At 71.9% G+C, this 12,163-nt stretch carries 9 protein-coding genes and 1 pseudogene; 5 read left to right on the forward strand and 5 right to left on the reverse strand.

Going from position 1 to position 12,163, the window contains the following annotated elements:
• Nucleotides 1-153: 153 nt before the first annotated feature.
• The 4 genes from JXZ78_RS14275 to JXZ78_RS14290 all read left to right on the forward strand — a co-directional run bounded on the left by JXZ78_RS14275 (nt 154) and on the right by JXZ78_RS14290 (nt 5,796).
• Entirely contained in the window at nt 154-1,332 is a 1,179-nt protein-coding gene (locus JXZ78_RS14275) for a winged helix DNA-binding domain-containing protein (RefSeq protein ID WP_030024479.1), read from the forward strand.
• Nucleotides 1,333-1,574: 242 nt separating this feature from the next.
• Nucleotides 1,575-3,521: a serine/threonine-protein kinase gene (locus JXZ78_RS14280; RefSeq protein WP_030024481.1), complete on the forward strand. Its 1,947-nt coding sequence runs from the start codon at nt 1,575-1,577 to the stop codon at nt 3,519-3,521.
• 150 nt (nt 3,522-3,671) lie between these two features.
• Nucleotides 3,672-4,994, forward strand: a complete 1,323-nt coding sequence (locus JXZ78_RS14285; RefSeq protein WP_030024482.1) for an ATP-binding protein — start codon at nt 3,672-3,674, stop codon at nt 4,992-4,994.
• A gap of 97 nt (nt 4,995-5,091) precedes the next feature.
• Nucleotides 5,092-5,796: a LuxR C-terminal-related transcriptional regulator gene (locus JXZ78_RS14290; RefSeq protein ID WP_030024483.1), complete on the forward strand. Its 705-nt coding sequence runs from the start codon at nt 5,092-5,094 to the stop codon at nt 5,794-5,796.
• Nucleotides 5,797-5,968: 172 nt separating this feature from the next.
• On the opposite strand, the pseudogene JXZ78_RS14295 reads toward JXZ78_RS14290, so the two are convergent.
• The 5 genes and pseudogenes from JXZ78_RS14295 to JXZ78_RS14315 form a co-directional block, all read right to left on the reverse strand.
• Nucleotides 5,969-6,788, reverse strand: a pseudogene (locus JXZ78_RS14295) (MFS transporter); the annotation flags it as partial.
• Nucleotides 6,789-6,901: 113 nt separating this feature from the next.
• Nucleotides 6,902-7,480, reverse strand: a complete 579-nt coding sequence (locus JXZ78_RS14300) for a TetR/AcrR family transcriptional regulator (RefSeq protein ID WP_030024484.1) — start codon at nt 7,478-7,480, stop codon at nt 6,902-6,904.
• Between the two features lie 32 nt (nt 7,481-7,512).
• Nucleotides 7,513-9,027, reverse strand: a complete 1,515-nt coding sequence (locus JXZ78_RS14305; protein ID WP_030024485.1) for a tryptophan 7-halogenase — start codon at nt 9,025-9,027, stop codon at nt 7,513-7,515.
• A 56-nt stretch (nt 9,028-9,083) separates the two neighbouring features.
• Nucleotides 9,084-10,292, reverse strand: coding sequence for a cytochrome P450 (locus JXZ78_RS14310; RefSeq protein WP_078624672.1), 1,209 nt, complete (start codon nt 10,290-10,292; stop codon nt 9,084-9,086).
• Nucleotides 10,293-10,478: 186 nt separating this feature from the next.
• The gene (locus JXZ78_RS14315) at nt 10,479-10,949 is read right to left on the reverse strand and encodes an ATP-binding protein (protein ID WP_030024487.1); all 471 of its coding nucleotides are present in this window, start codon (nt 10,947-10,949) and stop codon (nt 10,479-10,481) included.
• A gap of 92 nt (nt 10,950-11,041) precedes the next feature.
• Here JXZ78_RS14315 and JXZ78_RS14320 point away from each other — a divergent pair, with 92 nt between their 5' ends.
• On the forward strand, nt 11,042-11,857 hold the full coding sequence (locus JXZ78_RS14320; RefSeq protein WP_030024488.1) for a helix-turn-helix domain-containing protein: 816 nt from the start codon (nt 11,042-11,044) through the stop codon (nt 11,855-11,857).
• Nucleotides 11,858-12,163 lie beyond the last annotated feature (306 nt).

The raw sequence follows: 12,163 nt of genomic DNA on the forward strand, positions 1-12,163 counted from the left end.
GCCTCGGGTAGAGGACACACCCTGTCCTCTACTTACGGGAATGTGGTGTCCGCAGGGCCAAGAAGCCGTGCAGACATCGCAGCCCCGAAGGCTCGCACCGGCCGGGCAGGCCTGGACGTCGCGCGGCCCGGAAGGCAGTAGGCAAGGAAGCGGATGACCGTTCTCGACACCCGGGCGCTCAACCGCGCCACGCTCGCCCGGCAGTTGCTCCTCGACCGCGCTGAACTGCCGGTTCTCGACGCGGTGGCGCACCTGTGCGGCCTCCAGGCGCAGGAACCGCAGGAGCCGTTCGTCGGTCTCTGGTCGCGGTTGTCCGGGTTCGCCCCGGCGCAGCTCTCCGACCTGCTGACCGGACGCCACGTCGTGCGCACCCACCTCATGCGCCGCACGGTCCACCTGCTCACCGCCGACGACGTTCTGGCCTGGCGCGGCCGTCACGACGCGATGCTGCGGCAGCGGGTCCTCGGCACCTACCGCCGCGAGCTCGCAGGGGTGGACCTCGAAGAACTCGCCGCGGCGGGCCGCGCGGTCATGGCCGACGGCGAGCCCCGCTCGATGTCCGAGCTCGCCCGTGCCGTCGCCGGCCGCTGGCCCGAGCCGGGGCCGCGGCCGCTGGGGGAGATGCTGGTCGCGGCGCTCATTCCGATGGTGCAGCTGCCGCCGCGCGGGCTGTGGCGCACGAAGGCAGGCGTACGGAACGTACCGCTCGCCGTGTGGCTGGGCCGCAAGCCCGCCCTGCCGGCTCCGAACGGCGCGGGTACGGAGCGGCCCGTTCCGCCGGCTCCGAACGGCGCGGGCACGGAGCGGCCCGCCCCCGGTGTGCCCGACGCCTCCGACCCCGTGGGCCAAGCCCTCGTCCGCCGCTACCTGGCCGCCTTCGGCCCCGCCGCCTCCGCCGACCTGCGGGCCTGGTGCGGTCTCGCCGGGCTGCCGCGCGCGATCGCCGCCGTACGCGAGGAGCTGGTCAGCTTCCGCGACGAGCGCGGCCGGGAGCTGCTGGACCTGCCCGGCGCGCCGCGTCCCGACCCGGGAACGCCTGCTCCGGTACGGTTCCTGCCCGCGTTCGACAACGCGATCCTCGGCTACCAGGACCGCGGCCGGATCATCGACGACGCCCACCGCGGCCTGTCGGTCGCCGGTGCGCGGGTCGTCCTGGTGGACGGCCGGGCCGCCGCGACCTGGACGGCCAGGGAAGGCACCGTGACGGTCTCCCCGCTGCGCGGCTTCTCCCGGGCCGAGCGCGCGGCCGTGGGCGAGGAGGGGGAGGCGACGGCGGCTTTCCTGTCCGACGGTGAGAGCCGGCGTGTGGAGGTCGGCCCGGAGCCCGGCTGAGGTTCCGGCGTCGTGGGCCCCGCTGGATTCGCGGGTGAGTCCGGGCCGGTTCCGGCTCGGTACCGCCTGCGTTCCGGCTCGGTTTCCGCCCGGTACCGGCTCGGTTCCGGTTGGGTTCCGGTTGGGGGACGGATGTCCCGGTACGCGTCCGATGATCGCGCCCCGCCCCTCTGCGGACGGCCGCAGGACGACTATCGTTGCGCCGGACACGTGTACGGGGGGAACCGAAGGGGCGCGGCGCGGTGACGGAGGCGGCGGTGGACGACGGGCGACTGGTCGCCGGGCGGTACCGCCTGGTGGAGGAGATAGGCCGGGGCGGTATGGGCACCGTCTGGCGGGCCCACGACGAACTGCTCGGCCGGCAGGTGGCGGTCAAGCGGCTGCACGTCTCCCCGGAACTGGACGCCGACGAGCTGGCCCGCCGCAACGAGCGCACCCGCCGCGAGGCGCAGGCCGCCGCCCGTATCAACCACCCCAACGTGGTCAGCGTCCACGATGTCGTCGACGACGCCGGCCTGCCCTGCATCGTCATGGAGTACGTGCCGTCGGTGACGCTCGGCGACGTCATCAAGGAGGCCATGCTCGCGAACAGCGCGGTGCCGCCGGGCGAGGCGGCCCGGATCGGCCGTGGCATGGTCACCGCGCTGCGGGCCGCGCACTCCGCCGGTGTCCTGCACCGCGACGTGAAGCCCGGCAACGTCCTGCTCGGCGAGGACGGCCGGGTCGTCCTCACGGACTTCGGCATCGCGGTCGCCACCGGCACGTCCACCCTCACCAAGACCGGCGAACTGGTCGGTTCCATCGACTACCTCGCCCCCGAGCGGGTCCGCGGCCATACGCCGGGCCCGGCCGCCGACCTGTGGGCGCTGGGCGCCACGCTCTATCAGGCGCTGGAGGGCCGGCCCCCGTTCCGCAAGCTCACGGCGGTCGAGACGGCGTACTCGATCGCGGTGGACCCGCTGGACCCGCCGCGCAACGCCGGTCCGCTGACCGCGCTGATCGAGGCGCTGCTGGCGAAGGAGCCCGCCGACCGCCCCTCGGCCGAGGCCGTGGAACAGGCGCTGCGCACACCGACCGCGTACACGGACACCGCGTGGATGCGCATGTCGGGCACATCCGGCGTATCGGGAACACCCGGTATGTCGGGTGCGTCGGGCGGCAATCCGGGTGCGCAGGGCGCGGCGGGCGAATGGGACACCGCCGGGGACGGCGGCACCGCGGCGACGGGCGGCATGGCGTCACCGGCCCAGGGCCCCCGTTCGGCCACGGGCCCCTCGTCCGCGGTTCCGCACCTGGGCCCGGCCCCGCAGCCGGCCCCGAACAACCCGTACGCGGCTCCGGCCCCGGGCCCGGCCCGGACCCCGCCCTCCGGCGCGTACCCCCTGGCGTCTCCCGCCGCGGACGGTACGGCCGCCACCGGCAGCATGGCCACCACGGGCGGCGCGGCCGCCGCGGTCCCGGCGGAAGGCCCCACCTCCCCGGTCCACCGCACGTCGGCCGACCCGGCCGTTCCCGTCTCCGGCAAGAAGCGCAAGCGCGGCCGTACGCTGCTGCTGAGCGCCGTCGCCGTGGTCGCCGCACTGGTGGTCGCGGGCGGCACCCTGTACGCCCTCGGCTTCGGCCCGGGCGGCACGGACGCGCAGGCGTCCGACGGCGGTACCCCGCAGACCGAGGCGCCGTCGCCCGCCCCCTCGAAGCCCAGCGCGAAGCCCACCCCCCGGCCCCTGCCCGACGGCTACCACTGGGTCAAGGACCCGGCGGCCGACGTCACCTTCCCGCTGCCCGACGGGTGGACGCGCCAGCGGCAGGCGAACGGCAACGGCTCCACCTACCTCAACCCGAACCAGCTGGTGGGGCTGCGCATCGAGGTCCTCGACTTCGCGAGCTCGGATCCGCTCCAGCACTGGAAGGACAACGAGCGCAACGCCATCAGCGAGGGCAAGTTCCCCGGATACCAGCAGCTGCGGATGCAGGGCACGGTCTTCCGCGAGCGGCCCGCCGCGCTGTGGGAGTGGCGGTGGTCGGGGAGCAAGCGGGACTTCCGTGCCGTGGACCTGGGGTTCGGCCGGCCCGGCGAGAAGGAGTACGCGGTCTACCTCTCCGCGCCGGACGCCGAGTGGGAGCGGTACAAGAAGGTCTTCGACAACGTCCTGGCCGGGCTCCGGCTGCCCGAGGACGCCAAGCAGTAGACGGGGGCAGGCCGGGTACGGGGTGCCCTGCCACCGGCTCCCCGTATCGAAAGCTCCGGCCCGTCCACATCCAAAGTTGCGAACGGTTAGGGGTGCAGTCAGGGTCCACCCTGATGCCCCGCAGCCGTCCCACGTGTGACGATCGGTGTCATGACCACCGCGCCGACCCGGCCCGAGGCGAGCTACGCCCCGGTGCCCGACCCCGACGACCCGCCCCTGCGCAAGCTCTACCGCAGCGCCGACGGGCGGATGCTCGGCGGTGTCGCGCGCGGGCTGGCCGGGCATCTGGGGCTGCCGGTGTCCTGGGTCAGGGTCGTGTTCATCGCGCTCTTCATGGCCGAGGGCATGGGCGCGCTGTTGTATGCGGCCTTCTGGTTCATCGTGCCGCTGGGTGTAGGCGGTGTGGACGCGGCGCGCGCGAGTGCGTCCACCACCACAGCCGGACGCCTGGCGTGGGGCCGTAAGGGCCGGGCGGCGGGCGGCCGGAAGGCCGACAAGGGGCAGATATTCGCGCTGCTCACCCTGCTCGCCGGTGCGGCCGCCGTCGCGTCCCGCTTCCAGTTGGGCCGGGCGAACGCCTACGTGTGGCCGATCCTGTTGATCGCCGCGGGTGTCGCGCTGGTCTGGCGGCAGGCGGACAACGCCAGGCGCGCGCAGTGGCTGGAGATGGGCCGCCGCAAGGGGGTGCTGCCGGTCGTGCGCGGTGCGGCCGGTGTGGTCCTGGTCGGCGTCGGGGTGACCGGCATCGTCGTCCTCCAGGGCTCGGTCCGGCATCTCGGTTCGGTGCTCCAGGCGGCCCTGGCCGTCCTGGTCGGTATCGCGCTGCTCGCGGGCCCGTACCTGGTGCGCATGACGCAGGACCTCTCCGAGGAACGCCTGATGCGGATCCGCGCGCAGGAGCGCGCCGAAGTTGCCGCCCACGTCCACGACTCGGTCCTGCACACCCTCACCCTGATCCAGCGCAACGCGGAGGACCCGCGCGAGGTGGCCCGCCTCGCCCGCGCCCAGGAACGCGAACTGCGCGCCTGGCTCTACAAGCCGGAGGGCCGCGGCAAGGACGAGGAGCAGGAGCCGGACACCCTCGCCGAGGCGGTGCGCAAGTCCGCGGCCGAGGTCGAGGACCACCACGGCGTCCCGATCGAGGTCGTGGTGGTCGGCGACTGCCCGCTGGACGAGCGGCTGAGCGCGCAGCTGCAGGCCGCGCGCGAAGCGATGGTCAACGCGGCCAAGTACGGCGGCGAGGGCGGCGCCGTGCAGGTGTACGCCGAGGTGGAGGGCCGTACGGTCTTCGTCTCGGTGCGCGACCGGGGCCCCGGCTTCGACCTGGACGCGGTCCCCGGCGACCGCATGGGCGTACGGGAGTCGATCATCGGCCGGATGCAGCGCAACGGCGGCACGGCCCGGCTGCGCTCCGCGCCGGACGGCGGCACCGTGGTCGAGCTGGAGGCGGAGCGCCTGCCGGATGACGGATGATGAGAGGACGGCACGGCGTCCCCGGGCAACGGACGCCGGCCCCGACGCCACCGCCGCGCACGCCGGCGCCAACGCCAACGAGGGACGGACGGACGAGATGAACAGCGACGCCGCACAGGACGACCAGACCGGCGGCCCCGCCCGCACGGTGCGAGTCGTCCTCGTCGACGACCACCGGATGTTCCGTACGGGCGTCCAGGCCGAGATCGGCCGCACCGACGAGACCGGTGTGGAGGTCGTCGGCGAGGCCGCCGACGTCGACCAGGCCGTCACGGTCATCACCGCCACCCGCCCCGAGGTCGTCCTGCTGGACGTGCACCTGCCGGGCGGCGGCGGCGTCGAGGTGCTGCGCCGCTCCGCCTCGATGATGGCCGACCCCGAGCGCCCGGTGCGCTTCCTCGCGCTGTCCGTGTCCGACGCCGCCGAGGACGTCATCGGTGTCATCCGCGGCGGCGCCCGTGGCTACGTCACCAAGACCATCACCGGTACGGACCTGGTCGACGCGATCTTCCGGGTCTCCGACGGCGACGCGGTCTTCTCCCCGCGGCTGGCCGGCTTCGTACTGGACGCGTTCGCCTCCACGGACGCCCCGCCGGTGGACGAGGACATGGACCGGCTGACCCAGCGCGAGCGCGAGGTACTGCGCCTGATCGCCCGTGGCTACGCGTACAAGGAGATCGCCAAGCAGCTGTTCATCTCGGTCAAGACGGTCGAGTCGCACGTCTCGGCGGTCCTGCGCAAACTCCAGCTCTCCAACCGGCACGAGCTGACCCGGTGGGCTACGGCCCGGCGGCTGGTCTGACGCGGGCGGCTTCGGGGGCGGCCGGGGCAATCGGGGCGCCAGAGGCAGCCGAGGCAGCCGAGGCAGCCGAGACGGTCGAGACAGCCGAGGCCGTTGTGGCGCCCCCGGTGCCGCTCGCCCCCGCGACCACGCGGCTCGTGCGTCCCGTACGCCTCGTGCGTCCCGTACGCCTCGTACGCCTCGTACGGCGACGCTTCCACCGCCCGAACTCCGGCACGAGGGAGACGATCCCGAGCGCGGCCAGCCCGGCCCCCAGCCAGATCGGCGCCCGCAGCCCGTACGCGCTGATGGCCGGCCCGCCGACGAGTGACCCCACGATCACGCCCAGCGTGATGAACGACGCGTGCACGGTGTTCACCAGTGCCCGCGCGTTGCCGGCGCGCTGGACGCGGGTGACCATCGCCGGGTTCATCGTGACCCCGGCCAGCCCGATCCCCATCATGAACACCACCGCCGGGACGGCGAGATGGGTGCAGAGCGCGAAGCCCACGAGGAAGCCCAGGCTCAGCACCAGGCCGCAGAGCAGTACGGCGATGGTGTGCCGGTCGGCGAGCCGTCCGACGACGGTGTTCCCGACGACGGTGGCCGCCCCGTAGGCCACGAGCAGCAGCGGTACGGTCCCGGTCCCGAACCCGGTGACCTCGGTGAGGATCGGGTTGAAGTAGCTGAAGGCGGAGAACGTCGCCCCGATGATCAGCGTGCTGGTCGACAGGGCCGGCCACAGCCGGGGATTGCGGAACGTTGCCGACCAGGAACACCGCGAACAGCACTGCCAGCGCGCGCTTTTGCGGCAGCCGTATGGCACCGACCGTCAGGAGCGGCCCGCCGACGGCCATGGCCACCGCGAACGCGGTGATCAGACAGCCGACCTGCGGCACGCTCGCGCCCAGCCCCTCCGCCATCTGCGGCATCAGCCCGGCGACGACGAACTCGCTGGTCACCATGGAGAAGATGCCCAGGGCCAGGACGTACACGGCGCGTGGTGCGCGCATGATCCCCTTCTTTTCCCAACCGATCGTTCAAGAAAATGGGCGGAAGAAACCCCCTCCGTCATACAGCGGCGGGAGAGGGGGTGGGCCAGCGTGTCAGTACGGGGCCGCCGCCGTCAGCGCAGGACGGTCATCGCCTGTTCCACCGCGTCGTTGATCCGCCGCTCGTCGCCCGTCTTGCCGATGACGCGCAGCCCCTGGATGAAGGTCACCAGAAAACGGGCCTGCGCCCGCACGTCCGCCCCTTCCGCCAGCTCGCCCTGTGCCTTGGCTCGGATCAGCGCCCCGGTGACGGCCGACTCCACCTCGTGCAACGCCGTCTCGATGCGCCGCTCCGCCTTCGCGTCCCGCGGCAGCAGCTCCACGGCGGTGTTCGTCACCAGGCAGCCCTTGCGGTCCTGGTCCGCCAGGGCCTCGTCGGCGAACGCCCGCAGGAACGCGCGGACGGCGGGCAGTGCCGGGCCCGGCTGGTTCAGCCGCTCCAGCGCCACCGACCCTTCGTTCTCGCAGTAACGATCCAGCGCGCGCAGGTACAACTCGTGCTTGCTGCCGTACGTCGCGTAGATGCTCCCCCGGTTGATGCCGAGGTGTTCGACGAGGTCCTGCATCGAGGTGGCTTCGTACCCCTTGCGCCAGAACAGCTCCAGGGCGGCCTGAAGGGTGGCGCTCGGATCGAACTCCTTGGTTCTGCCCATGCGGGCACCCTAGGAGATAGCTGACCGATCGTTCAAGAATGGGCGGGTCCCGTCGGCTCCGCCCAATGGAGGCCGTCCTCGGTGGCCACCAGGCCGCCCGGGAATTGCGGGGCCGTCTCCCCGAAGCCGCCGCCGGCGGTGCCCTGCTCAGCGAGCAGGTCGCTCTGCGCGAAGGTCTCGCCGAGCATGGGGCTCTCGTCCCACGGATCGCCGTCCGTGGACGGCTGGTAGCCGCGGACGGACTTGTCCAGCACCTGTGCGGCGGTCCCGAGCAGGTCGGTGACCTGCCCGGCGTCGGTGAGCGCCCGGTCGCCGGAGGCCAGTCCGCCCACCAGGTTGATGAAGGAGGCCACCGCGCCCGCCTGCCCGCCGGTCAGCTCGCGGGCCTGCTGGAAGTAGGTGTCACTCGGGGCCTGCATGGTGTAGAAGGCGGCGAGGAAGTCGTGGAAGACGGTGTATTCGCGGCGGTAGCGGGCTTCGAACTCGTCGAAGGCCCGGCGTTCGTCCATCCCGGTGCCCAGTACGGTGTTGATCGAGCGGGCGGTGAGCATGGCGGCGTACGTCGCCAGGTGCACTCCGGAGGAGAAGACGGGGTCGATGAAGCACGCGGCGTCGCCGACCAGCGCGACTCCCGGCGCCCAGAACCGCGTGTCGCAGTAGGAGTAGTCCTTGCGGACCCGCACGGCTCCGTACGTCCCTTCGGTGACACGCCGGGCGTCGGCCAGGTGGTCCCGTACGAGAGGACACCGGTCCACCAGCTTGGCCAGCGCCTGCTCGGGATCTCCCTGCACCTGGCCGGCGTGTTCGCGGTGGACGACGGCGCCGACGCTGGTGAGGCGGTCGCTGAGCGGGATGTACCAGAACCAGCCGCCGTCGAAGGCGGCGCACAGGATGTTGCCCTGGTTCGGCGGGGGCAGCCGGCGTCCGTTCTCGAAGTAGCCGAAGACCGCGATGTTGCGGAAGAACGGGGAGTACACCCGCTCGCCCCCGGCCGCGCGGTGGAGGCGGCCGGTGTTGCCGGAGGCGTCCACGACGTAACGGGCGTGGACCTCGGATTCCGCGCCGTCCGGTGTGCGGTAGGCCAGGCCGTGAACACGGCCGTCGTCGCGGCCGTCCGCGCGGAGGACGCGCCGCACGGTACACCCTTCGCGTACGTCGGCCCCGACCTGCCGGGCGTGGTCCAGCAGCAGCTCGTCGAACCGCGTCCGCTCCACCTGGTAGGCGTAGCCCGTGGATTCACCGAGGCCGGGCGAGTCGGCGAAGGAGAACGTCCACGGTTCGGGGGACGAGCCCCAGCGGAAGGTGCCGCCGCGCTTGCGCGTGAAGCCGGCCTCGCGCAGGGCGTCGCCCACGCCCAGGAGGCGCCCGATGCCATGGACGGTCGAGGGCAGGAGGGACTCCCCGATCTGGTAGCGCGGGAAATGCTCCCGTTCCAGCAGCAGGACGCGGTGTCCGGCCATGGCGACCAGGGCGGCGGTGGTGGAGCCACCGGGCCCGCCACCGGCCACGACGACATCGAACTCCTCGGGACTCGCGGAATCCGGCATGAGGCGCACGCCCTTTCTGTCGGTGCGGTGGTGGTGTGTGGGGGGCGGGTGGGGCGTTACCAGGTCACCGGCAGGGTGAGCGGTGACCGGATGGGCGAGTCGTCCTCCCATGTGGGGGACTGCTCCGTGAGGCGGAGCCGGGGGAAGTGGTCGAGCAGAGCTTCCAGGCCGACACTCAACTGGGCGCGTGCCAGGTGAACGCCGATGCAGTTGTGCGGACCCCGCCCGAAGGCCAGGTGGGGGTTGGCCTGCCGGCCCAGCACCAGCCGGTCCGCCTCCGGGAACGCCCGCTCGTCGCGGTTGGCGGCTGCCAGCACGGGCAGTACGGCCTCTCCGGCGCGGATGGTGCGCCCGTGCACGGTGACGTCCTGCCGGGCCTGGAGGACGACGACGCCGTTCTGCACGGGGAGAAAGCGCAGCAGTTCATCGACCGCGGTGGGCAGCAACGCGCGGTCGTCCAGCAGCCGCCCGTACCGGTCCGGCTCGGTCAGCAGGGTCAGTACGGCGTTGGCCAGGAACATGGTGATGGCGCGGTAACCGGCCACGAGCATCGACAGCCCGAAGGCCAGCACGCTCTCCTCGTCCACCGTTCCGTGGTCACTCGCCTCGACCAGCGAGCTGAGGATGGTCCCGCCCGGCGCGCGACGGTGACGTTCCAGCAGTGAGGTCATGTAGGAACGCAGCTGGTGGGTGGCCTCCCGGCCTTCCTCCAGGGTGACCAGCGCGCCGAGCGCGGCGTCCGCCGCGGCGAGGAAGGACGCGCGTTCTTCGTAGGGAATGCCCACCAGTTCGCACATCACCAGCAGGGGGAAGGGCTCGAAGAAGCCGGTCACGAGGTCGCCGGGCGGCCCGTCGGCGGTGATCGGCTCCAACAGGCGGTCGGCGGTGGCGCGGAGGGCCGGCCGCCGTTGCCGCGTCGCGCGGACACTGAACGGTTCCGCCAGCGCCTGGCGCAGGGCCGCATGCCGTGGCCCTTCGAGTTCCATCATGGTGACCAGGCCGGGCCCACGGGCAGCGGCGTCCGCGTCCAGCGGCCAGTCGTTGATGGTCGGCCGGACGAACCGGCCGTCGGCGAGCAGCTCGCGTACGTCGTCGTAACGGGTGACGTACCACGCCGGAGCACCGAAAGGCGTGGTGACCTGGACGACCGGGCAACTGCGGCGCAGCGCCGCGTACTCCGGCGGCGGCCCCATACTGCCCGGTGGGGGCATGGGGAACGGGGACGGGCGCGGTTGGTGCGCGTCCCCGGGTTCAGCATCGGCCATGTCCGGCACCCTTCCCGGACACTGGCGACAGAAGCGGCAGCACGGGCAAAACCACCGGCGACGGTGAACGTGGCGTGCGCGGGCAGAAAACATCCACCGGTACCCGCCCCGGTACGCACGCCCCACGGCTCCGCCTTCGGGGGCGGCGAAGAACCGGCCCGCGCTTCGGCGCGGGCCGGACCGTGGTCATTCCCGGAGCAGCGAGCCGGGGCTGGGGCCGGGGCTGGGGCTGGGGTCGGGGGAGCTGATGCAGTGACTCAGCTCGAACCACACCACCTTCCCGATCCCATACGGGCGCGGGGACGCCCCCCACTCGTCCGCCAACGCCGCGACCAGCGCCAGGCCGCGCCCGTCCTCGTCGTAACAGCCCGCCACCCGGGGCTCGGGCATCGCGAAACCGGCGTCGGACACCTCGACACGCAGCCGCTCGCCGTGGAGCAGGCATCGCACCCGTACGTAGCGGCCGCGCGGAGCCCGTGAATGCACACAGGCGTTGGCCGTCAGCTCACTGAGCATGAGCACGGCGGTATCGGTCGCCTCGGACTGCAACTGCCATACCTCAGCGAGCTCACGCAGGTACTTACGCGCCCGCCGCGCGCTCCGGGGGTGGCGCGGCAGCCACCATTCATTCTGGAGGGGGGAATTTCCGTCGTTCACAACCCCGAGCCTGTCGGCGCGGGCGTACCGTCAGCAGCCGCGACAAGGGTACGCACCAGGCTGTACCGGTCGTGCCGAGGAAAGGGGGCGCGGTGCCCGAGGAATCCGTACAGCCGCCGGCGACATGGCGCTACTGCGGTAACCAGCTGAAATTGTGGCGGACCCAAGCGGGCCTGTCCCGCGAGGAACTCGCCGACGAGGCGAATTACGACGCCGAGTACGTCAAGTCCATGGAACAGGGCCGCCGGAGGCCGACCCTGCGCATGCTCCAGGTCGCGGACCAGATGTGTGGTACGCACGGCTTCCTGGAGGCGGCGCACGAGTACCTGAAGCCGGAGAAGTGCACCAGGCGCATCGCCGAGTACATGGACCTCGAAAAGACCGCCATCGGGCTGTACTGGTACGAACCGCTCTACATTCCGGGCTTGTTGCAGACGGAGGAGTATGTGTGTGACCTGATCAACCGCGGTCTCCCGCCGTTGAGCGACGAGACGGTGGAGGAGCGCATCACTTTTCGGCTCCAGAGGCAGCAGTTGTTGGACGGTAAGCCTGATGCGCACTACGCCTTTGTCATCTATGAGGCAGCGTTACGCGCGAGGGTGGGTAATGCCGAAGTGATGAGGCGACAACTCGAACACCTGCTGGAGATCCAGCGGATTCGCAACGTGTGCGTGCAGATTCTGCCGGTCGATCGCGCTCCCTATTGCGCGCTCGCCGGTCCGGTCGTGCTGATCGAAACCGTCGAGCACGAGACGTATGCCTACGTGACTGGGCAGGGGGTCAGCGTCTTGCAATCCGATCCGAGCGATGTGAGCCGCCATCGTCGCGCATTCGGCATGGTGCGCATGCAAGCGCTGAGTGTGGAGGACAGCGACGAGTTCATCCGGCAGGTGGCGAAGGAGTGGTAAGCGTCCCGGCAACGCGGAAGGCGCCGCTGGTCGCCTCCGGCGCCTGAGACCCGAGCTCCGGGCGTCGGGCGTCGAGTTCCTTATGTAAGGAACGGGTGGGTTGGGACAACCCACCCGCCCTCCCAACCCCCGCGCATACCAGCGCGAATGACTTCTCGTGACCGGCTTGCCACCGAGCGTCGCAAGGCTCTACCGTCGCGACAGCGAGCAGCGGTTGCGCGTTGCGAGCAATAAGCAACCCCGGCAGGTGCGCCAACACCGAACCGGGGTCTGACCTCCAAGATCGAAACGGCGATCCCGTGGCTG

This window comes from Streptomyces monomycini, assembly GCF_022271435.1.
Classification (GTDB): Bacteria; Actinomycetota; Actinomycetes; order Streptomycetales; family Streptomycetaceae; genus Streptomyces; species Streptomyces monomycini.